Source organism: Aeromonas sp. 25-AL00135, from assembly GCF_054052385.1.
On sequence record NZ_JBSTYQ010000008.1, the window covers coordinates 115,816 to 136,915 of the forward strand.

Below are 21,100 nucleotides of genomic sequence, written 5' to 3' on the forward strand. Positions count from 1 at the left end.
GGCCTTGTTTTTTGACACCCATTTTTTGACATTCATTTCGCCCTCATTCTGCTCGCCACCAGGGCACCAGTAGCTTGAGCTGCTGGCGGTCGAGATCGAGCGCCACCTCGATGCCCAGCGGCAGCGTCAGCATGGGGTGGGTATGGGCGCAGTCAAACTCCGCCAGAATGGGGAAGTTCGGCTCCCCCACCACCTCCAGCAGGATATCGAGGGGGCGCTTGCCGCTACCCTGATCGTTGAACAACTCGTGCTTGCCGAGGATAAGCGCGCCGATCCGATCAAACACCCCGCACAGTTTGAGATGGGCAAAGGAGCGCTCCACCGTCTCGGCTGATTTCAGGCTGTCCTCCAGCAGCAGAATGTCGCCGCGCTCGATGGGCGGCATATAGGGGGAGCCCCAGATCCCCGCCATGGTGTTGAGGTTGCCGCCAATCAGTCGTCCCTCAACCCGACCTGAACCCACCGAGATCAGCCAATTGGGCTGGCACTGCTTGGCCCGGGTCTGATTCTCCCAGTCCAGCCGTTCATCACTCCATTGCACCGGGGTGGGCAGCGTGCAGGGGACGCCAGCTTCGTCGGCCAACGCAATCTGTAAAAAACTGGCCAGCGTCTCATCCGCCAGCGGCGGCAACTCGCCAAAGGAGGCCACCAGCGCCGGGCCATAAAAGGTAACCAGGCCAGTTTGGGCATGGATGCCGAGCAGCAGCGCCGTCACATCGGAGTAGCCAACGATGATCTTGGGATCGCGCCTCAGCGCCTCAAAATCGAGGTAGGGCAGCAGGGAGTTGGAGTTGCTGCCACCAATCACCGACATGATGCAGCGTACTTCTGGGTCGCGAATAAGGGCATTGAGCTCCTCGGCCCGCGCGGCGATGGAGCCGGAACGCCAGTGATCCTGCTGGCCGGTGAGGCTGCCCGCCTTGAGCCTAAAGCCCTGCCCCTCAAGAAAGGCTTTTGCGCGGGCAAAACGGTTGGGTGCCCAGGCGGTCGCCGCGCTGGAGGGGGAGAAAAAAGCGATGGTATCGCCACGTTGGAGCAGCGGGGGAACCAATAACGTCATGACACACTCATCCTTGCCAATATCCAGCCATCGCAGAGTCGTTGAGACTCCTACACAACCCCGTTGATCACAACGGGTTTATCACTATCGTTTAGAAATACAAAACACTTGATTCATTATTAACAGATATTCTAAACACTATCCCCTTCCTAGAATGACCTCATTGCGATGGCCAACCCCGGTTGGTTGTCAGAACGGTCGGCCTGACAGCCCGGACGTTCTCTTTCCCACTTTTTCTCTCTGACTTATCAATGAGGTGCCTGTCATGAACAAAAACGCATCCCCCAGCGCATTGGTTGTAGAAGGCGGCGCCATGCGCGGCATATTTGCCAGCGGCGTGCTGGATGCGTTTATCGAGCATGACTATCGCCCCTTTGACTTCGCCATCGGCGTCTCGGCGGGGGCCACCAACTTGCTGGCTTATCTCGCCAGCCAGCATGGCCGCAGCCACGAGATCCTGACCAAACTGGCGTGCAGCCAGCAGTTTATGGATCCCCTGCGCTTTGCCAAGGGGGGAAATCTGGTGGATATCCACTGGCTGTGGAACACCAGCTGCAGCAAGTATCCCCTCGACATTCACGCCTACCGGGAGACCGGCATCCCCTTCTATGCAGTGGTGACCAATACCCTGACCGGCAAGGCGGAGTACATCCGGGTCAAGCCGGAGAACATGAACGAGGTGCTGCCCGCCAGCTGCGCCATTCCCCTCGCCTCCCACGAATACCCGGAGGTGCACGGGGTGCCGATGACAGATGGCGGGGTGGCCGACTCCATCCCGGTGATCGAGGCCTACCGCCGCGGTGCCCGTCACCTGACGGTGATCCTCTCCGAGCCCCTTGGCTATCGGCTCAAGCCAATGCCCTTCCCCTGGATGATCCGCACTCTGCTCAAGACCCGCCCCGCGCTGGCACAGGCGCTGGAGCAGCGGGATCGCAGCTACAACGAGGCGCTCGATTTTATCGCCAATCCGCCGGAGGACTGCCAGATCGAGGTGATCGCCCCGGCCGACTACTTCCCCGTTTCCCGTTTCACCCGCGATATCAACAAGCTGGAGATGGGATACGTGATGGGCAAGTGCGCAGGCTATCAGGCCGCCCTGCTCAATTGATAAGGTTTTTACAGGCATGACCCGACCTGCCGCGACGCACGCGCCGCCAACACAATAACAATCGGGTCAGTTGAGCAACATGAGTCATAAAAACAGACCGTGGCGAGGCAAGCGCGGCCAGAACCGGTGCCAGACACTCTTAGCTGCTTGCGCCTCATCCCTATGCCAGGGCATCTCACCCTCATACAAGGTGTTTATTTATGTCGTTTCTTCTCACCCATCCCGCGCTGGCGCAGCTGTTCGAGCGGCTGCTGCCCGATTACCGGATCATGGCGCCCGCGGCCGAATATCGGGGCGGCCGCTTCTCCGACACCGACAACGTCACCTATCACAACATCCGTCATCCGGCCGATCTGGTGTGGCAGGAGAAGTCCCACTTCTCCCCGAAAGAAGTGGTGCTCCCCATCACCCAGACCCTGTTCCACTTCGACAATCTGGAGCTGCGCGAATCAAAGGTGGAGGCCAAGCCCACCCTGCTGTTCTTGCGCAGCTGCGATATCCACGCTCTGCGCAGGCTGGATCAGGTCTACCTGAAAAATGGCCAGAACAGCGACGTCTACTACGCCAGACTGCGCAGCAAGCTCAAGCTGGTGCTGCTGGAGTGCCGCGAGAGCTTCGAGAACTGCTTCTGCGTCTCCATGGGCAGCAACGAGACCCAGGACTACGCCGCCGCCATTCGTCTGAGCGATGAGGGTGCCCGTATCGAGGTAAAGGATCCCGAGCTGCTCGGCTACTTTGCCGAGCTGGGTGAATCCGATGACTTCACCCCGGAATTTGTCCAGAGCAACCCGGTCAAGGTACGCACCCCGGACAGCGTCTGTGACGACCCCCAGCGGATCCGCCAGATCCTCACCGCCCATCCGGTCTGGGCCGAGTACGACAGCCGCTGCATCGGCTGCGGCCGCTGTACCACCTCCTGCCCGACCTGCAGCTGCTACAGCGTGCACGACCTCACTTATGCCGAGAACCCCAAGCAGGGCGAGCGCCGTCGCCAGTGGGCCAGCTGTATGGTGGATGGCTTTAGCGACATGGCCGGTGGCCACGGTTTTCGCGCCAAACATGGCGAGCGCCTGCGTTATCGCGCCCTGCACAAGGTCAACGACTACAAGGCCCGTCAGGGGGAGGAGCACATGTGCGTCGGCTGCGGCCGCTGCGACGATCGCTGCCCTCACTACATCTCCTTTAGCAACATCATCAACAAGATGACCGATGTGGTCGAACAGACCATCGCAGCCGACAACGCGCAGGGGGCGAACTGATATGTGCCAGTGCCAGCAAACCGCAACAGCAAAACCGCAGCAGGACGTGGTCGAAAACCGCCTGCTGCCCAAGGCCTACACCATTCTGGCCATCGAGCGTCACACCGAGCTGGAGTGGAACTTTCGGGTCTCCCGCGACTTTGATGTCCACTACGGCCAGTTTGTGGAGATCTCCCTGCCCACCGTCGGCGAAGCGCCCATCTCGGTCTCCGACTATGGCGATGGTTATGTGGATCTGCTGATCCGCAAAGTCGGCAAGGTAACCGATGCGCTGTTTGCCCTCGATGTGGGCGACAAGGTGTGGATGCGCGGCGTCCACGGCAACGGCTACCCGCTGGAGACCTACCGCAACCAGCACCTCATCGTGGTGGCGGGCGGCACCGGCGTCGCGCCGGTCAAGGGGCTGCTGCGCCGCTTCAGCAAACATCCGGAAGAGGTGAAATCCCTCGACATGATCCTCGGCTTCAAGAACGAGCAGGCGGTGCTCTATCGCCACGAGATGCCGCTCTGGGCCGAGCAGCAGAACCTCATCGTCACCCTGGATGAGGGCAAGGAGAGCGAGCAGTTTCGCATTGGCCGGGTCACCGACTACATCGACCAGCTGGATCTCGCTGACAAGGAGGATATCCAGGTGATCGTGGTCGGCCCCCCCATCATGATCCGCTTCGTGGTGCTCGCCTTCCTCGAGCGGGGCATCCCCAAGGATCGCATCTGGGTCGACTACGAACGCCGCATGGCCTGCGCCGTGGGCAAGTGTGGCCACTGCCGGATGGGCGACACCTATATCTGCGTGGATGGACCGGTCTTTCGTTTTGACCAGGCCCAGCATCTGATCGACTGAGGGAGAACACCATGAGTCTCGATATCGACATCATCAAGGCCCGCGCCAAGAACGAATACCGCCTCTCCAAGGTGCGCGGCGAAGCGATGATCAGCGTACGCATTCCCGGCGGGATCATGCCCGCCCACCTGCTGGCAGTGGCCCAGCAGATCGCCGAACAGTATGGCAACGGCCTGATCCACCTCACCACCCGCCAGAAGCTGGCGATGCCCGGCATCAAATATCAGGACATGGACAAGGTCAACGCCGCCCTCGAACCCTTTATCAAGGAGATCGAGGTGGAGACCTGCGGCATCGAGGTAGAGGACACCACAGCCGGTTACCAGACCATCGGCGGGCGCAATATCGTCGCCTGTCAGGGCAACACCATCTGCCAGAAGGGCAATATCGACTGCACCGGGCTGGCCCAGCGGATGGAGAAACACCTCTACCCCAACCCCTATCACCTCAAAATGGTGATCGCCGGCTGCCCCAACGACTGCGCCAAGGCCAACATGGCCGACTTCGGTATCCTCGGCATCGCCAAAATCCACTTCAATGCCGAGCGCTGCATCGGCTGCGGCGCCTGTGTCAAGGCATGTAGCCACCACGCGGTGGATTGCCTCGCCATCAAGCATGGCAAGGCGGTCAAAGAGGAGAGCAAGTGCATCGGCTGTGGCGAGTGCGTGCTGGCCTGCCCGACCCTGGCCTGGCAGCGGGATCCCAAGCAGCTCTACATGGTCAAGCTGGGGGGACGCACCAGCAAGAAGACCCCCCGTACCGGCAAACTGTTCCTCAACTGGGTGACCGAAGAGGTGCTGCACGCAGTGATCAAGAACCTGTTCGAGTTCGAGGCCGAGATGCTGGATGGCAAACCCATCTACCTGCACATGGGTCACCTTATCGACCGGGCCGGTTATCACAAGTTCAAGGAGCGGGTGCTACGCGGCGTCACCCTCAACCCGGAAGCCATGGTCGCTGACCGCATCTTCTGGGCCGAAGATCAGTACGTCGCCAACATGCACGTCAAAGCGGTGCAATAGGAAAAACCTCGTTTGGGGAAGCGTGATCAAGTGGCCGACACCGGTGGGGATCTGTCGTTGGCCCGGGCGAAGATAACCCTTCCCCTTTTTTATTCCCGTCGGGGGATCTTTCCCCCGACCATCCGGGGTACGTCACGGCGTGCCCTGCTATCTCGCCCGGCGCGGCATTGCGAGCGGGCCAGCATCCGGAGCCTGTTATGGACTTTCTCCCTCTCTTCTGTCAGTTGCAAAACAAGCCGGTCCTGATCGTCGGCGGCGGTGAGGTGGCGGTGCGCAAGGTGCGCCTGCTGCTCGATGCCAAGGCGAAGATCACCATCAATGCCCCGCATCTGGAACCCCAGCTGATGAGCTGGGCCGAGCAGGGTCGCCTGACCGTCTGCGCCGCCAGCTTTCATCCCGAACTGCTCGATGGCAAGTGGTTGGTGATCGCCGCCACCAACCAGCAAGAGGTCAACCAGCAGGTCTTTCATGAGGCGAACCTGCGCCAGATCTTCTGCAATGTGGTGGACTCTCCGGCCCACTGCAGCGCCATCATGCCCGCCATCATCGACCGCTCGCCGCTGATGGTGGCCATCTCCAGCGCAGGCGCGGCGCCGGTACTGAGCCGCCAGCTGCGGGAAAAACTCGAAGCCATGCTGCCGCAACACCTCGGCCAGCTCGCGGCGCTGGCGGGCAAGCTGCGCGAGCGGGTCAAATTCATTCCGGACAAGCTGGCCCGCCGCCGCTTCTGGGAGCGGCTCTTTAGCCACGAGCGCCTCGCCCGCCAACTGGCCCGCGGCCAGCAGCAGGCTGCCGAGCAGAGCGTCGCAGAGCTATTGAATGAGCCGCTGCAGAGCAAGGGAAGCGTAACCCTGGTGGGCGCAGGCCCCGGCGATGCGGGGCTGCTTACCCTGAGCGGTCTGCAGCAGTTGCAGCAGGCGGATGTGGTGGTCTATGACCGACTGGTGTCGCAGGAGGTATTGGCGCTTGTTCGCCGGGATGCCGAGCGGATCTTTGTCGGCAAGGAGGCGGGCCGCCACTGCGTGCCCCAGCAGGCGATCAACCAGCTGTTGCTGGAACAAGCGCAGCTGGGCAAACAGGTGGTGCGGCTCAAGGGGGGCGATCCCTTTATCTTTGGCCGGGGCGGCGAGGAGCTGGAAACCCTGGCCGAGGCGGGCATCCCCTTCTCGGTGGTACCGGGCATTACGGCAGCCTCAGGCTGCGCCGCCTACAGCGGCATTCCCCTCACCCACCGCGATCACGCCCAGCGGGTGCAGTTCATCACCGGCCACGACAAGGAGGGCAATATCGCCCAGGAGTGGTCGGCGCTGGCGGCCCCACGCCAGACCCTGGTGTTCTACATGGGGCTGGCCCACGCCGCCCGCATTCAGGATGCGCTGCAAACCCACGGCATGCCCGGTCACACCCCGGTGGCGCTGGTGGAACAAGGCACCCAGCTCAGCCAGCGGGTGGTGCGCGGCGAGCTGCAGCAGTTGGCCGAACTGGCCCGTCAGGTGAAGAGCCCGAGTCTCATCATTATCGGCACAGTGGTCACTCTGGCCGACAAGCTGGACTGGTATGGGGAAGCCAACGCCATCCACGGCATCTAACCCCGCACGGCTATCACCCAATAGAGACAACAAAACAGAGAGCGGCCATGCCGCTCTCTGTTTTTTGCATCAATAACCAAGCCGTGGCACGGCACGTCTGTTACTCGAGCCGGATGGGGCCGGTATTCTGAACATCGCTGTCATTCCAGTCGCTCTCATCGCGAATACGCGGATCCCCCTGCAAGGTGTAGAGGATGGTGCCCTGACGAAACTGCAGAGCGCCATCGGCCCGTTTCGCCTTCACCTTGACTCCGTTGACCCACACCTGCTCCTTGCCATCCACCTGAATATTGGCCACCGTGGCGCCTGTCTCGCGGTTTTTGGCGATCCACTTGCCCTGATAGGGCGAGTCCCCCTTGGCCATAGGCAGTGCGGCGGCCTTGCCCGCCGACCAGGCTTGCACAGTGCAAAAACCGTGGGCCCGGCGATCATGTTTGATGACGTAATCCAGGGTGGGTTCGCTGGCGGGCAGATCGAAGGTGATCCCGATGACCACCTTGCCGCTTGTGGCCGAATAGGCTGCGGGCGCCAGCGTTTTCAGGGTCGCTTTCTTGCCATTGATAAAGACGTTGCCCCCTTGCGACTTGACCCGGATATCGGTGGGACAAGTGGCGCTGAAGTTGGGCAGCGCCGCGAGGGCACTGCTGGCATGGGCGGTCATGGCCAAGATGACAAGGGCCAGCAGAGCAGGTTTTTGATTCATAGTGATACGCCTTCAAAAGAAGAGAACCTCGTCCGTGATCGGTGTCGTTCCTGATGGCGGCACTCTAGCTTGACCCTCTCGGGCCACCCAGTTAAAAAAAATAAAACCGGTCAGTGGAATTATTAATAAATATAAATATTTAAAATCAATGGGTTGAGTAATAACCCTGCCAGCCGCCACGTATCAGACAGGCAATAAAAAAGCCGATAACCCGGTTATCGGCTCATTGCCCATGCAGAGGCTGGTGCCCGATCAGACCACCACGGCGGTGCCACTGATGCTGACCATCAGCATGCTGCCATTTTGCCCCACCACCTCGTAGTCGATATCGATGCCGACCACCGCATTGGCGCCAAGGGCAGCGGCACGCTCTTTCAGCTCATCGAAGGCGATCTCGCGGGCACGGGCCAGCTCTTTTTCATAGGCGCCGGAGCGGCCGCCGATGATGTCGCGGATCCCGGCAAAGAGATCCTTGAAAATGTTGGCACCGAGAATGGCTTCGCCAACCACGATGCCGCGGTATTCACGAATGGCTTTGCCTTCCAGCGTGGGGGTCGTCGAGAGGATCATCTTGAACTCCTGTGAGTAGCAGAAGGGCTCAGACTACCCCAACTGCCCGAAAATCCCAACCAGGGGGTGGCCTGTACGACGCCGACCTTAAAAATCACGACGGCAAGATAAAAAACACCGCGCACGGGGCGCGGTGTTTGTTTCAGAGGGCCATTGCCAACGGCAAGCCGTCACGGATTGTAAGAGACCACCGAGCCACTGAGGCCGGTCATCTGGGAGATCCGCCCCTGCATGCCCTGCAGTTTGGCCTTGGAGACATCCGGTCCGATAAAGACCCGGTTGAGCTGACCCTGCACCGGTGTGCGCGGCGAGGTGTGGGCAGAGTAGCCCGCCGCCCGCAGCTTGCTCACCAGCGCGTTGACGCTGTCGACGTTCTTGAAGGCGCCAAGCTGGAGGATCCAGCTACCCTGTGCCGGTGCCGCAGCAGGCGCGGGTGTGGTCGGCTGGGTCATCTTGCTTTCAATCAGATCGTCGAGGGACTTGATCTGACCCGCCTGCGGCTTGGCCGGTGCAGGCGCCTTGGCCACTTCAACCGGTTTGGCTGGCGTCGGCTTGGGTGTTGGCTTGGGCGGTTCGACCGGCTTTTTGGCCACCACTTCCGGCTTGGGCTGTGGCTTGGGTTGGGCATTCTGTTGCGGCTGGACCGGCGCCGGTGCGGCAGGGGTTGTCGCCGGCTGCGCACCGTTGCCCTGACCGGCGAGGGTCATGGGGTCAGCCACCTCTTCCACTTGCCACTGCTGGGCCGCAGAGGCCTGCTGCTGGCTGGCCAGATGATCGGCAGGCAGGCTGCTGGCTGCCGAGACCTGCAGCGCAGGCTTGGCAGGCTCCAGCTCGGGGCGCAGCGGGATCTTGGCAAAGGCCTCCTCCTTTTGTGCCAGCTTGTGACCATCCAGCAAGTCCGGCAGGAAAATAACAACCAGGGCCACCAGGATGACGGTGCCCACCAGACGGTTTTGAAACTTCGAGGCCAAGTTGAATCCTACCTTTACGTAACTCAATATGCGATTTGGCTCCCCGCCCGAAGGCCGGGGGGCCGGGGTGTGGCCTAGACGGCGACACCCGCCAGAATGTCGGCGACAGTGTAAAACGAACCAAACACAATGACCATATCGTCCGGACTCGATGCGGCCAACGCTGCCTGATAAGCGGCGCTGACATCATCAAACTCTCTGGCAGGCCCTTTGCCCTCTCCCAACGCCGCAGCCAGTTGCGCAGCGGTGGCGGCGCGCGGGCCGGTGAGACTGGCCAGATACCACTCGCCAATCAGACCATCAAGTTCGGCAAGGGATCCCGCCATGTCCTTGTCTTTGAGCATGCCGACCACGGCGCGGCGCACACCCGCGCAGGGCATCATGCGCAATTGAGCTGCCAGATAGGCTGCCGAATGGGGGTTATGGGCCACATCGACGATCACCAGCGGCGCACTTTGCAACTGCTGCATCCGGCCAGCCAGCCGGGCATTGGCCAGCCCGTCGCGAATGGCGGACTCCGGCAGCGGCAAGCCGAGGGATTCCAGCGCCGCCAGCACGGTCACCGCGTTCATCAGCGGCAGCGCCGGTTTTGGCAGATCCCGCCACTGGTTGAGGCCGTGATAATCCCAACCGCTCTCGTGCTCATCGCCACGAAAATCGATACCGACCTGATGCAGGTTTGCGCCAAGACGTGCCGCTTCGCTCGCGATAGTCTCTGGCGGATTGGGCTCACCACTGATGGCGGGTTTGCCGGCGCGATAGACCCCAGCCTTCTCCACCGCCACTGCTTCGCGGGTATCTCCCAGCCAGTCGCAGTGATCGAGGGCAATGGAGGTGATCATCGCCACATCGGACTCCACCACATTGGTGGCGTCGAGCCGACCACCCAGTCCCACTTCCAGCAGCAGCACATCGGGGGCGGCGCGGCAGAAGAGCCACAAGCCAGCCAGGGTGGCGAACTCGAAGAAGGTGAGCGCTATCTCGCCACGCGCCGCTTCCACTTCGGCAAAAGCGGCGCAGTGATCGCTGTCGGGCAGCTCTTGCCCGTTGACCCGCACCCGCTCGGTAAAGCGCAGCAGATGGGGCGAGGAGTAGACGCCGACCTTGTAGCCTGCGGCCATCAGAATGCTGGCTGCCATGGCACAGCTGGAGCCCTTGCCGTTGGTACCCGCCACCGTGATCACCTTGAACGGCAGCTGGGTAAGCCCCATGCACCGGGCGACAGCACCGACCCGATCCAGCCCCATGTCGATATTGACCGGATGGATCTGCTCCAAATAAGAAAGCCAGTCGACAAGCGACCGGCTTTGGGATTGTTGCATGTTTGAACTCATCTTCACTCTTCGATGACGTGAGTATTCAGCATTTTGGCGAGCAGGCTGGCCAGACGGTTACGCATTTCACGGCGATCGATGATGATATCGATGGCACCCTTTTCCAGCAGGAACTCGGAGCGCTGGAAGCCTTCCGGCAGTTTCTCGCGCACGGTCTGCTCGATAACGCGCGGGCCGGCAAAGCCGATCAGCGCCTTGGGCTCGCCCACGTTGATGTCACCCAGCATCGCCAGACTGGCAGAGACGCCACCCATGGTGGGGTCGGTCAGCACGGAGATATAGGGCAGGCCGGCTTTGGACAGACGGTCCAGCGCCGCACTGGTCTTGGCCATCTGCATCAGGGAGAACAGTGCTTCCTGCATGCGAGCACCACCGGAGGCGGAGAAGCAGACCAGGCCACGGCCTTCCTTGATGCACTCCTCGACGGCGCGCACAAAGCGGGCACCGACCACGGAGGCCATGGAGCCCCCCATGAAGGAGAATTCGAACGAACAGGCGACAACCGGTACCCCTTTGAGGGTCCCTTTCATCACCACCAGCGCATCTTTCTCCGCCGTCTCTTTCTGAGCGGCAGACAAACGATCCTTGTAGCGCTTGGAATCCTTGAATTTCAGTACATCCTGCGGCTCCAGCTCGGCACCGATCTCGGTACGACCCTGCTCATCGAGGAAGCTCTCGAGACGGGCGCGGGCGCTGATGCGCATATGATGATCACACTTGGGGCACACTTCGAGGTTGCGCTCCAACTCTGCCCGGTAGAGCACCTGTTCACAAGCACTGCACTTGGTCCACACCCCTTCCGGAATGTTGTGACGACGGGGCGCAGTGATCTTGCTCTTGGGAAGAATCTTCTCAAGCCAGCTCATGGAATTCCTTAATGCTTTTGTGCCTGACAAAACGCATCGAGCCTAGATTGTTCAATGACTTAATAGCTCGATGGCAACAAATGACGGGTCATTAAACCACAATTTTTCGGGCGCAGTTACTAAAAACTGGTCGTACCCGGTGCCGAGTCCGGCAGCCACAGCGGGCCGAGCGGCAACTGCGGCAGAGCAAACTCGGCCGGGTAATCCACGTCGACCAGATAGAGGCCACCGGCCTTGGCGGTCGGCCCGGCCAGATTGCGATCCTTGGCAGCCAGCACCTCGGCAATCCACTCCACCGGTTTGAGCCCCTGCCCCACCAGCAGCAGGGAGCCGGTGATGTTGCGCACCATATGGTGCAGGAAGGCGTTGGCCTTGATGTCGAGCACGATGTAGGGGCCGGAGCGGCTGACACACAGATGGGTCACATTGCGCCACGGGGTGTTGGATTGGCAGGCGACGGCACGGAAGGTGCTGAAGTCGTGCTCCCCCAGCAGGCTCTGGCCCGCCTGGTGCATCAACTCGGCATCGATGGTCTCGTGGTAGTGGCTGACGCCACTGCCGAGGATCGCCGGCCGGTAGTTGTGGTTGTAGATGACATAGCGGTAGCGACGGGCGGTGGCGCTGAAGCGGGCGTGGAAGCTCTCGCCCACCTGCTTGACCCAGCGCACGGCGATATCCGGCGGCAGGTTGGAATTGAGCCCCAGGGTCCAGGCCCCTTCGGCACGGTTCGCCTCGGTATCGAAGTGGATCACCTGACCGGTCGCATGGACACCGGCATCGGTGCGTCCGGCACACTGGATGGAGACAGGATGGTTGGCAATCCGGCTCAGCGCCGTCTCCAGTTCAGCCTGCACGCTGATCACTTCACGCTGACGCTGCCAGCCGAAATACCGGCTGCCGTCATATTCAATACCTAGGGCAATTCGCATGGATAAACTTGTCTTGTTGTGAAAACGCAGTGAAAGAAACGGGGCGGATTATACGCGCTCAGCCCGAAAAGTCCCACCACGCGCGCAATTGGCCTGGATTGCGAACCTGCGCGGCCATGATCCCCCCATCGCAAATCGCCAAAAGAAGAGGGCAGCCTACTGGCTGCCCCCGTTTTTCTGATCCCGTGATGGGAGATGCTTTAGCCCAACCGCTTGAGCAACTTCTCGGCTTCGGCACGCTGGTGATCGCTGCCCTGCTCCGCCGCCTCTTGCAGCAGCTCGCGGGCGCTATCCTTGTCATCAATCTCGAGGTATGCACGGGCCAGATCCAGCTTGGCACCCACACCGCCGTCGTCGGCATCCACGTCAAATCCGGTGGATTCCGGCAGCACCTCGGGGAAGCCATCGAGCCCCACATCCAGCGAGAAGCCCTGATACGGCTCCTGCTCCGGCGCGGTAGCATCCGCTTCGGCCAGCAGCTTGTCGATCTCGACGTAGCCGCTCTCCTGTGCCTGCTCACGGGGTTGAACATCCGCCGGATGAGACTCCACCTCGGCGAACGCATCTTCGAAATCGGAGAGCGCCAGCTCGTTGGGATCCCACTCCAGATCCAGCTCCGCTTCCTTCGCCTTGACAGGCTCAAGGCCGAGCTCGGCCAGCATGGCATCCGCACTCTCGTCGGCGTCCTCTGCGGCACTGAGATCAATGGCGTTATCATCTTTGCCAGCAGCAGGCTCGTCGAGGGCACTGTCGAAATCGCCGAGATCGAAGCTCGCCAGATCGTCGTCAGCGGCGCCGACTTCGTCGATGGAGCTCAAATCGGGCTCGAGGTCGGCGGAGAGATCCGCATCCAGCTCGGCAAACAGGGCTGCCTGCAGCTCCTCTTCGCTCATGATCTCGTCAGCGGCCTTGGGCTTGGGGTTGAACTCGCTGGCCAGATCCATGGCGGGCTCGTTGGCCAGCGCAATGGGCTCATCCAGCGAGAGATCGAGATCCGGCACCAGATCCGGGTCACGACTGGCTGGCTGGGCCGCCATCCGCTCGGGCTCAAAGCCCTGCAGCTCCATCTCGCCCTCGTCACTGAACACCAGATCGACATCCGGCTTGGCGGCCGGCTCGTCAGGCTCCATCGGCATAAAGCCATCCGGGGTGTTGAGATCCGGCACCGGGCGCACCGGCTCGTTGTCGGTCACATCGACGCTCAGCAGATCATCAAACTCGCTCTGCTCCTGATCCATCATCATGGCAGTGGATTCGGAGAGGCTCTTCTCCTGCTCTTCCAGCTCTCGGCGGGCACGGGCACGCAGCCACAGGGTCACCAGCGCCAATACCAGCAGCACAGGCAGCAGAATGATCATGGCGAGGTTGAGCGGTGAGGAGAGCAGATCCATCAACCAGTTTTTCTCAGGCTCAGGCTCGGCTGCCACCGGCGGGACCGGTTGGGCCTTGAGCTCGGCAATCTCTTTTTGCAGCGCGGTCTGATCCTGCAGCTGGGCCTTGAGGGTCTCCACCTCTTCAGTCAGGGATTGCAGACGCAGCTTGAGCCTGTGGTTCATCTCGGTCACCTGGCCGAGCTGGGCATTGGCATCTTCCAGTGCCAGCGCCATCTCGGTAGCCGGTTTGCCCACCGGTTTATCCAGATCGGAAGGCAGAGGCGCCGGTGTGGTGCCTTCTGCAGCGCTAGGAGCAGGTGCTACCGCCTCTTTCGGCGCAGGCTCGCTCACCTTGGCCACTTCTTTGGTTTCGGCAGCCGGTTGCGGAGCCACCACCGGGGCGGGAATGGGGGCGGCTTTCGCCACTGGCAGCGGCGCAGGCGCAGCCTTCACCGGCTCGGTCTTGGCGGCTTCAACCTTCGCGGGTTTGGCGGCAGCCGGCTTGGCGGTATGGGCCTGCTTGTCAGCCAGATATTTGGGGCTTAACCCCTTCCAGCTGGCGTTGTCGCTGCGGAACTTGGCGCGGGCCTGTGCATCAGTGATGACGCTCGCCTCGGCCGCGGTCGGCAGCAGAATGCGGGAACCCACCAGAATGTGGTTGATATTGCCATCGGCAAAACTGCGGGGGTTTTTCTCGTAAATCGCCACCATGGTCTGGTAGACGCTGACCCGATTGGAGGGGCGATATTTGCTCGCCAGGCTCCATAGGGTATCGGTCGGACGAACAGGGCCATAGCTACCGGCATTGGCAGTGACCTGACGCACCACCGGCTGGGCGGTTGTACGCACCGGTTGTGCGACGGGTCTGGCGACCGGCTGCGTCAGCGGCTGGGAATTGACAGCGGGAGGTGCGGGTTCGTCAGGGCCTTTTAGCTCGACAAAAAAAGGCTCCCGCGCCGAGTCTTCAGCCTGGACGGTGCCCAGCAGACCCAATGCGAGTAGCGTTGCCAATGTTATGCGGGAATGTCCCATATTCGTTCCTTCGTATGACGGCCCTATCACATTGAAAAATCTGGATAGTTACCCCAAAACAGTCGGTTCAATATAAATCAGGCTCGCCTGGCAAGCCAGCAGTCCGACACATTTAGCACCCAACTTGACCCTGAGTGTAGGAAAAAACTTAATCAGTTGATATCGCAACAGAATCTTGAAGTGACGGAGTGCGGCATGGGTCACACCCCGGTTTAATCACAGGCCGGATGCGCAGCACTCCCTGCTGCGCATCTGTGGCATCTGACCAGCCTTACAGATAGTCGCGAACCAGCAGCTCGGCAATCTGTACACTGTTGGTTGCCGCGCCCTTACGAACGTTATCGGCCACGATCCACATATTGATACCACTCGGGTGAGAAATATCCTGGCGCACCCGACCCACCAGCACCTCATCCTTGCCGGTTGCGTCACGCACCGGGGTCGGATAGTCCCCTTCGTCATCAAACAGGGTCACACCCGGCGCATTGCGCAGCAGGTCCTTGACCTGTTCGGCATCGAGCGGCTGGTGCAGTTCGACGTGTACCGCCTCGGCGTGGCCGTAGAAGACCGGCACCCGCACGCAGGTGGGGTTCACGGCAATGCTGGCATCCCCTAGGATCTTCTGGGTTTCCCATACCATCTTCATCTCTTCACGGGTGTAGCCGTTGTCAGTGAAGCTGTCGATCTGCGGGATCAGGTTAAAGGCGATCTGTTGCGGATAGAGGGTCGGTTCCACCGGACGACCGTTGAGCAGATGAGCAGTCTGGCCAGCCAGCTCGCTGACCCCCTCTTTGCCGGAGCCTGACACGGATTGATAGGTGGCCACGTTGATGCGGGCAATGCCCACTTCGTCGTGCAGTGGCTTCAGGGCCACCAGCATCTGGATGGTGGAGCAGTTGGGGTTGGCGATGATGTTGCGATTGCGAAAATCGGCCAGCGCATCCGGGTTCACTTCCGGGATCACCAGCGGGATATCTTCGTCATAACGGAAGCAGGAGGTGTTGTCGATGACGATACAACCGTGCTCGGCAGCAATCGGCGCCCACTTGGCCGAGACCTCGGCTCCGGCGGAGAACAGTGCGATCTGCACCTGGCTCCAGTCAAACTCCTCCACATCGAGGATCTCGAGGTTCTTACCGCCAAAGCGCACGGTATCACCGGCACTGCGGCTGGAAGCCAGCGGATAGAGGGTCGCTACCGGAAATTCGCGCTCTTCCAGGATCTCGATCATCGCCTGACCCACGGCGCCGCTGGCACCCAATACCGCTACATTAAACTGCTGGCTCATTCTGTTCTCCTCTGATAATGCTGCAATGGCGCCGGGTGGCGCCATGGTCGGCAGGCTCCCGCGCTGCGAGATGACGCTGCCAGATATGGCTGAGCCGGCGCAGTAGCATCTGCTCCACCTCAGTAAAAAAATGGGGGCGAAGTAGCCAGTACGGCTCACCCCTGCCGGTTGTCTTCCAACTCCTAGTCCCCGATTCAGGGGCGTGATAGCACAAATCCCAGCTCGCCCAGCGCCTGGTCGGCAAACGCCCCCTCGATCTGCAGGGAGGATAGTTCACGGCGCTCGGGGTAGTGTTTGCGCTGCTCATCAAAGCTGCCTGGCAAGCCGAGTCGGGTCCGGAAACGGGCATCATCGCGGCGCACATCATAAACCAGATGCACCAGCTGCTTGATCAGCGCCTGATCCGGCGCGCGGCCCGGCACCACCGCCTGCACATCGGGGGCGGGCAACAGCCGACTCAAATCCTGACGAGGCTGGCGTCCCAGCTGCTGGCAGAGCGCCTGGTAGAGCATCCAGGTACCGCGGGCCTTCCCCTCCAGGCTGTAACCGGCGATATGGGGGGTGGCAATCTCGGTATGGGGCACCAGCGCAGCCAGTGGCTCGGGCTCGTTCTCCCACACATCCATCACCAGTCGCAACGGCTTATCGCTCAGCTGGCGTGCCAGCAGGGCCCGGTTATCCCACACCTCGCCACGGGAAGCATTGATCAGGATCTGCCCGGCAGGACGGGCGGCAATCTGTTCGGCATCGAGCAGATGGTAGGTGGCATCCTGCCCTTCACGGGTAATGGGCACATGGAAGCTGACGATATCGGCACCAAGAGCGGTCTGATAATCGACAAAGCCCGCATCGGGGGTATTACGCGCCTTGGGTGGATCGCAGCGCAGTACCCGCATGCCGAGCGCTTGGGCCTTGCCAGCCACACACTCGCCGGTATTGCCCGCGCCAATCACCGCCAAAGTCATGGCCGAGAGGTCGAGTTCATAACGCTCCGCCAGCACCAGCAGGGCGGAGAGCACATAATCCCCCACCGAATACTTGTTGCAACCGGGGGCGCTGAAGAAGGGAATATTGCGGCTTGCCAGCAGGGCCTTGTCCACATGGTCTGTGCCTATGGTGGCGGTGCCGACAAACCCGAGTTTGGGGCTGGTCGCCAGCAAATCGCCGTTGACGCGGGTGACCGAACGCACCAGCAGCACATCGGCATCGAGCAGATCGCGGGCCTGCATCTGCCGTCCGGGCAAGGGGATCACCTCGCCAAATTCGGCAAACAGCTCCACGGCATGGGGCATATTCTCATCAACGACTATCTTCATCGGGCTCTCTTTGGTCACAACCGCCACGGGGGCGCCATTCTAGCGCAAAGCCGCCCGAGATTTCAGCCTGTGATGCAATCCGGCGCGAAACGGGCCCACATTGCGCGGCAGCCGCTCCATCCGCCCGCTCAAACAGAGGATGTCGCCACAAATGTGTAAGCAGAGGTAACAAACGTGCTGCTCGGCTTTGTCCGGGCATATCACGGTGGCACAATGCCCCTCTTTTTCGCGATCGCCCATACCCACCATGCCGCCACACGCTCCATCGCACTCAGCGTCAACCGCTTCACTCACCCGCAGTCAGGTGCTTGGCTTCACTGCCCTGTTGATCCTGCCCCTGCTGATGCTCGCCACCCTGCCCTGGCAGCCTTTTCTGACCGGTTCACTGCAGTCAGGCTGGCTATGGTGGTTATACGCCCTTACCCGCATGGTCGATATTCCCGGGATCGGGGTCAGTGGCGCCCTCTTGCTGCTACTGACCCGCTACAAACTCAAACTGGAGCTGGCTCCCTTTATTGCGCTGGGGTGTGCACTGGCGGCCCTACTTGCCAGCGACTGGGTGCTCAAAAGCCTGATCAAGCACCTGACCGAAGAGCCCAGACCCTATCTGCTCTGGCTGGAGAGTCAGTCGCTGATCCCGGCCATCAAGCACTTCTACGCCAGTAGCGTCGATGTGCGCAGCGAACAGGTTCACGCCGCCAGCCAGCTGCTGGCCCTGCCAGAGTGGCTCGGCCACCACTGGCAGGCAGAGGTGAACTACGCCTTCCCCTCTGGCCACAGCATCGCCGCTATCAGCCTGGCCCAATTTTTTGGCCTTATCTGGCTGGCCCGCGCCCCCACAGGCGTCTGGCTGCTACCGTTGTGGGCACTGGGAATTGGTCTGTCGCGCATGGTAATGGGGATGCACTGGCCGGTGGATGTGCTGGCCAGCGCCCTGTTGGGTACGCTCACGGCGTTGGTTGCCGCCCGCTGGTGGCTGCACAGATATTGAATCCGGCGCCATCTTGGCGCGGCATCCTGCGTGGGATGGGAGGACAAGCCAGCGCTTTTTTGCCATAATGCCGCCTCATTTTATCCCGACCGAGATCCCATGACCGACGCAGTTCATACCCTCAAGGGCCGTTTCCGTGGTTTTTACCCCGTCGTCATCGATGTTGAAACAGCCGGGTTCAACGCCAAGACCGATGCCCTGCTCGAAATCGCGGCTTACACCCTGAAAATGGATGAGCAGGGCTGGCTCGTTCCCGATCAGGTATTCCACTTTCATGTCGAACCCTTCGAAGGGGCCAACCTGGAGAAAGCCGCGCTGGAGTTCACCGGCATTGACCCCTACAACCCGTTGCGTGGCGCTGTCTCGGAAAAAGAGGCGCTGACCGAGATCTTCAAGGGGATCCGCAAGGGGATGAAGGAGCAGGATTGCGGCCGCGCCATCATAGTGGCCCACAACGCCACCTTTGATCACGGCTTCGTGATGGCTGCCGCAGAGCGCGCTGGCCTCAAGCGCAATCCGTTCCACCCGTTTGCCACCTTCGACACCGCAGCCCTCTCCGGATTGGCGCTGGGTCAGACCGTGCTGGCCAAAGCGTGCCAGAGCGCCCGCATCCCGTTTGACAATAAAGAGGCGCACTCTGCCCTCTATGACACCGAACGCACCACCGAGCTGTTCTGTCATATCGTTAACCGCTGGAAGAGCATGGGGGGTTGGCCGCCAGCGCATCCGGATGATGACACAACCGATGCCCCTACCGATGATGAGGGGCAAAAATAAACGAATGAAGGCTGCCACTGGCAGCCTTCGCTTTTTTGGGGAAGTGATTGATTGCACGGAGCACAGGAAATCGCTATCAACGTCACTATCCACCGCTGCGCACGTGATACACGGAGACAAACAGGTCACAAACCCTCATGTTGAACAACCTTGTGCCACATGCTGCTGCGATATGAGGGGTTTGACTGATTTTTTACTCGACATTTGTCACATTTTTCGCAAACTAACTCCCCTTCACATGACAGACAGCAATAACAAACTATAAGGAAATCAAATGAATCCAGTTGTTATCGCAGTCGGGCTGATGCTGGTGCTCAGTCTGCTGCGGATCAATGTGGTGGTCTCGCTGGCGCTGGGGGCCATTGCTGGCGGCCTGGTCGGTGGGCTGTCGTTGACCGATACCCTCACCACCTTCAGCGGTGGTTTGGGCGGTGGCGCCGAGATTGCCCTCTCCTACGCCATGTTGGGCGCCTTTGCGGTTGCCATCTCCCGCTCCGGGATCACAGACCTGCTGGCCCGCAAGGTGATCAGCCAGTTGGGCAAGGATGCCAGCTCGACCCGCATCATGTGGGTCAAAACCCTGCTGCTCTCTTCCGTGCTGGCCGTGGCGATCTCCTCCCAGAACCTGATCCCGGTTCACATCGCCTTTATTCCCATCCTGATCCCGCCGCTGCTGCATGTGATGGCACAGATGCAGATCGACCGTCGTCAGGTGGCCTGTGTCATCACCTTTGGCCTGACAGCTACCTATATGGTGCTGCCGGTCGGCTTTGGCGGCATCTTCCTCAACAACATTCTGGCCAAGAACCTGATCGATAACGGCGTGCCCATCACCACCAGCCAGATCCCGCTGGCGATGGCCATTCCGGTCGCCGGTATGGTACTGGGCCTGCTGATTGCGGTATTCATCAGCTATCGCAAACCGCGCCAGTACGATCTGGCCAAGATCCTGGATGCCGAGCCCGAAGCGGTCGAGCTCAACCTCACTCACATCTGGGTGGCCCTGCTAGCCATTGGCGTGGCGCTGGGGCTGCAACTAATGACCAACAGCATCGTACTGGGTGCGCTGGCCGGTTTTGTCATCTTCACCTGCGGCGGCGTCATCAAGTTTCGCGAAAGCCAGGATGCCTTCACTCAGGGGGTGCGGATGATGTCGCTGATCGGCTTCATCATGATCTCCGCCGCCGGTTTTGCCGCCGTGATGAAGGCAACCCACGGGGTCGACTCTCTGGTCCAGGTGGTCGCCTCCGGCATCGGCCAGCACAAAGGCATCGCCGCCTTCCTGATGCTGCTGGTTGGCCTGCTCATCACCATGGGGATCGGCTCCTCCTTCTCCACCGTGCCCATCATCGCCACCATCTATGTGCCGCTCTGTCTGCAGCTCGGCTTCTCACCAATGGCGATCATCGCGCTGGTCGGTACCGCAGGCGCGCTGGGGGATGCGGGTTCACCTGCATCTGATTCAACTCTGGGCCCCACCTCCGGCCTCAACGCCGATGGCCAGCATGACCATATCTGGGACAGCGTGGTGCCCACCTTTATTCACTACAACATCCCGCTGGTGATCTTCGGCTGGATTGCCGCCATGGTGCTCTGATAGCCCCTCGGGCTGCGAACTCTGCACGTCACAATGCACAACAAGAAGGCGACCTGATGGTCGCCTTCTTCATTGATGCCAACCAATTACCCCGCTCGATATGAATAATGGTTGCCAGCCAGACAAAGCCTCTGAGCGGCCACCTAGTCGCCACCCCTTACGATTGCCGGAGTCAGCGGGCGCAATGCTGTCACTCCCCATCCAACCATCCGCCCAAGTGCACACGTCCCAACGCTTGCCAATACAAAGAAACGGCTGCCAGCCCAGACCTATGGCAGAACGGCGGATGATACCCGACCACGTCACAACCGCCTGTCGAGTAGGAAAGGTATTCTCTCTTTCCCCGACATCCAGTTATCAAATAGTGGCCATCATGCGCTCACCCATGTAACGGCTTATGCCGATCTGGCGTTCAGTAAGCACACAGGGTAAACCGCAGGCAGAAAAAAGGCCGCTCAATGAGCGGCCTTCTTC

Annotated in this window: 18 protein-coding genes; 8 read left to right on the forward strand and 10 right to left on the reverse strand. The window is 60.8% G+C overall.

The features are described from left to right. Positions 1–43 precede the first annotated feature (43 nt). Complete coding sequence (locus tag ACW5XC_RS09490) at positions 44–1,060, reverse strand: S66 family peptidase (protein WP_042053078.1); 1,017 nt, start codon at positions 1,058–1,060, stop codon at positions 44–46. A gap of 265 nt (positions 1,061–1,325) precedes the next feature. On the opposite strand from ACW5XC_RS09490, the gene ACW5XC_RS09495 reads away from it, so the two are divergent. From ACW5XC_RS09495 to cysG, 5 genes are all read left to right on the forward strand, one after another. Next, on the forward strand, positions 1,326–2,168 hold the full coding sequence (locus ACW5XC_RS09495; protein ID WP_042053080.1) for a patatin-like phospholipase family protein: 843 nt from the start codon (positions 1,326–1,328) through the stop codon (positions 2,166–2,168). Positions 2,169–2,368: 200 nt separating this feature from the next. After that, positions 2,369–3,427, forward strand: a complete 1,059-nt coding sequence (gene asrA / locus ACW5XC_RS09500) for an anaerobic sulfite reductase subunit AsrA (RefSeq protein ID WP_042053081.1) — start codon at positions 2,369–2,371, stop codon at positions 3,425–3,427. Between the two features lies 1 nt (position 3,428). Next, complete coding sequence (gene asrB / locus ACW5XC_RS09505; protein WP_042053083.1) at positions 3,429–4,268, forward strand: anaerobic sulfite reductase subunit AsrB; 840 nt, start codon at positions 3,429–3,431, stop codon at positions 4,266–4,268. A gap of 11 nt (positions 4,269–4,279) precedes the next feature. Beyond that, positions 4,280–5,290: a sulfite reductase subunit C gene (gene asrC, locus ACW5XC_RS09510; RefSeq protein WP_040066440.1), complete on the forward strand. Its 1,011-nt coding sequence runs from the start codon at positions 4,280–4,282 to the stop codon at positions 5,288–5,290. 197 nt (positions 5,291–5,487) lie between these two features. Beyond that, positions 5,488–6,879: a siroheme synthase CysG gene (gene cysG, locus ACW5XC_RS09515; RefSeq protein WP_042053085.1), complete on the forward strand. Its 1,392-nt coding sequence runs from the start codon at positions 5,488–5,490 to the stop codon at positions 6,877–6,879. 100 nt (positions 6,880–6,979) lie between these two features. On the opposite strand, the gene ACW5XC_RS09520 is transcribed toward cysG, so the two are convergent. The 9 genes from ACW5XC_RS09520 to ACW5XC_RS09560 all read right to left on the reverse strand — a co-directional run bounded on the left by ACW5XC_RS09520 (position 6,980) and on the right by ACW5XC_RS09560 (position 17,261). After that, positions 6,980–7,582, reverse strand: a complete 603-nt coding sequence (locus ACW5XC_RS09520) for a hypothetical protein (RefSeq protein ID WP_042053086.1) — start codon at positions 7,580–7,582, stop codon at positions 6,980–6,982. Between the two features lie 252 nt (positions 7,583–7,834). Continuing rightward, positions 7,835–8,152, reverse strand: a complete 318-nt coding sequence (locus ACW5XC_RS09525) for a heavy metal-binding domain-containing protein (protein WP_005352756.1) — start codon at positions 8,150–8,152, stop codon at positions 7,835–7,837. 170 nt (positions 8,153–8,322) lie between these two features. Further along, positions 8,323–9,123: a cell division protein DedD gene (gene dedD / locus ACW5XC_RS09530; RefSeq protein WP_042053087.1), complete on the reverse strand. Its 801-nt coding sequence runs from the start codon at positions 9,121–9,123 to the stop codon at positions 8,323–8,325. Between the two features lie 74 nt (positions 9,124–9,197). After that, positions 9,198–10,457, reverse strand: coding sequence for a bifunctional tetrahydrofolate synthase/dihydrofolate synthase (gene folC, locus ACW5XC_RS09535; protein WP_042053088.1), 1,260 nt, complete (start codon positions 10,455–10,457; stop codon positions 9,198–9,200). 2 nt (positions 10,458–10,459) lie between these two features. Continuing rightward, the gene (accD, locus tag ACW5XC_RS09540) at positions 10,460–11,323 is read right to left on the reverse strand and encodes an acetyl-CoA carboxylase, carboxyltransferase subunit beta (RefSeq protein ID WP_042053089.1); all 864 of its coding nucleotides are present in this window, start codon (positions 11,321–11,323) and stop codon (positions 10,460–10,462) included. Positions 11,324–11,442: 119 nt separating this feature from the next. Continuing rightward, complete coding sequence (truA, locus tag ACW5XC_RS09545) at positions 11,443–12,252, reverse strand: tRNA pseudouridine(38-40) synthase TruA (RefSeq protein ID WP_042053091.1); 810 nt, start codon at positions 12,250–12,252, stop codon at positions 11,443–11,445. 200 nt (positions 12,253–12,452) lie between these two features. Continuing rightward, the gene (locus tag ACW5XC_RS09550; RefSeq protein WP_042053092.1) at positions 12,453–14,657 is read right to left on the reverse strand and encodes a FimV/HubP family polar landmark protein; all 2,205 of its coding nucleotides are present in this window, start codon (positions 14,655–14,657) and stop codon (positions 12,453–12,455) included. A gap of 271 nt (positions 14,658–14,928) precedes the next feature. Next, positions 14,929–15,945, reverse strand: coding sequence for an aspartate-semialdehyde dehydrogenase (locus tag ACW5XC_RS09555; RefSeq protein WP_005344937.1), 1,017 nt, complete (start codon positions 15,943–15,945; stop codon positions 14,929–14,931). A gap of 194 nt (positions 15,946–16,139) precedes the next feature. Further along, the gene (locus ACW5XC_RS09560) at positions 16,140–17,261 is read right to left on the reverse strand and encodes a 4-phosphoerythronate dehydrogenase (RefSeq protein WP_042053095.1); all 1,122 of its coding nucleotides are present in this window, start codon (positions 17,259–17,261) and stop codon (positions 16,140–16,142) included. 247 nt (positions 17,262–17,508) lie between these two features. Here ACW5XC_RS09560 and ACW5XC_RS09565 point away from each other — a divergent pair, with 247 nt between their 5' ends. The 3 genes from ACW5XC_RS09565 (at position 17,509) to ACW5XC_RS09575 (ending at position 20,626) form a co-directional block, all read left to right on the forward strand. Beyond that, positions 17,509–18,252 (forward strand): phosphatase PAP2 family protein, encoded by a 744-nt coding sequence (locus ACW5XC_RS09565; RefSeq protein WP_042053097.1) that lies wholly within the window; start codon positions 17,509–17,511, stop codon positions 18,250–18,252. 99 nt (positions 18,253–18,351) lie between these two features. Continuing rightward, the gene (gene rnt / locus ACW5XC_RS09570; protein WP_042053099.1) at positions 18,352–19,029 is read left to right on the forward strand and encodes a ribonuclease T; all 678 of its coding nucleotides are present in this window, start codon (positions 18,352–18,354) and stop codon (positions 19,027–19,029) included. 274 nt (positions 19,030–19,303) lie between these two features. Next, on the forward strand, positions 19,304–20,626 hold the full coding sequence (locus ACW5XC_RS09575; RefSeq protein WP_005344933.1) for a Na+/H+ antiporter family protein: 1,323 nt from the start codon (positions 19,304–19,306) through the stop codon (positions 20,624–20,626). Positions 20,627–21,100 lie beyond the last annotated feature (474 nt).

Excerpts from the sequence above, each read along its gene's own strand:
- ACW5XC_RS09490 (WP_042053078.1), bottom strand. The coding sequence starts at position 1,060 with ATGACGTTATTGGTTCCCCCGCTGCTCCAACGTGGCGATACCATCGCT.
- ACW5XC_RS09495 (WP_042053080.1), top strand. The coding sequence starts at position 1,326 with ATGAACAAAAACGCATCCCCCAGCGCATTGGTTGTAGAAGGCGGCGCC.
- asrA (WP_042053081.1), top strand. The coding sequence starts at position 2,369 with ATGTCGTTTCTTCTCACCCATCCCGCGCTGGCGCAGCTGTTCGAGCGG.
- asrB (WP_042053083.1), top strand. The coding sequence starts at position 3,429 with ATGTGCCAGTGCCAGCAAACCGCAACAGCAAAACCGCAGCAGGACGTG.
- asrC (WP_040066440.1), top strand. The coding sequence starts at position 4,280 with ATGAGTCTCGATATCGACATCATCAAGGCCCGCGCCAAGAACGAATAC.
- cysG (WP_042053085.1), top strand. The coding sequence starts at position 5,488 with ATGGACTTTCTCCCTCTCTTCTGTCAGTTGCAAAACAAGCCGGTCCTG.
- ACW5XC_RS09520 (WP_042053086.1), bottom strand. The coding sequence starts at position 7,582 with ATGAATCAAAAACCTGCTCTGCTGGCCCTTGTCATCTTGGCCATGACC.
- ACW5XC_RS09525 (WP_005352756.1), bottom strand. The coding sequence starts at position 8,152 with ATGATCCTCTCGACGACCCCCACGCTGGAAGGCAAAGCCATTCGTGAA.
- folC (WP_042053088.1), bottom strand. The coding sequence starts at position 10,457 with ATGAGTTCAAACATGCAACAATCCCAAAGCCGGTCGCTTGTCGACTGG.
- accD (WP_042053089.1), bottom strand. The coding sequence starts at position 11,323 with ATGAGCTGGCTTGAGAAGATTCTTCCCAAGAGCAAGATCACTGCGCCC.
- truA (WP_042053091.1), bottom strand. The coding sequence starts at position 12,252 with ATGCGAATTGCCCTAGGTATTGAATATGACGGCAGCCGGTATTTCGGC.
- ACW5XC_RS09550 (WP_042053092.1), bottom strand. The coding sequence starts at position 14,657 with ATGGGACATTCCCGCATAACATTGGCAACGCTACTCGCATTGGGTCTG.
- ACW5XC_RS09555 (WP_005344937.1), bottom strand. The coding sequence starts at position 15,945 with ATGAGCCAGCAGTTTAATGTAGCGGTATTGGGTGCCAGCGGCGCCGTG.
- ACW5XC_RS09560 (WP_042053095.1), bottom strand. The coding sequence starts at position 17,261 with ATGAAGATAGTCGTTGATGAGAATATGCCCCATGCCGTGGAGCTGTTT.
- ACW5XC_RS09565 (WP_042053097.1), top strand. The coding sequence starts at position 17,509 with ATGCCGCCACACGCTCCATCGCACTCAGCGTCAACCGCTTCACTCACC.
- rnt (WP_042053099.1), top strand. The coding sequence starts at position 18,352 with ATGACCGACGCAGTTCATACCCTCAAGGGCCGTTTCCGTGGTTTTTAC.
- ACW5XC_RS09575 (WP_005344933.1), top strand. The coding sequence starts at position 19,304 with ATGAATCCAGTTGTTATCGCAGTCGGGCTGATGCTGGTGCTCAGTCTG.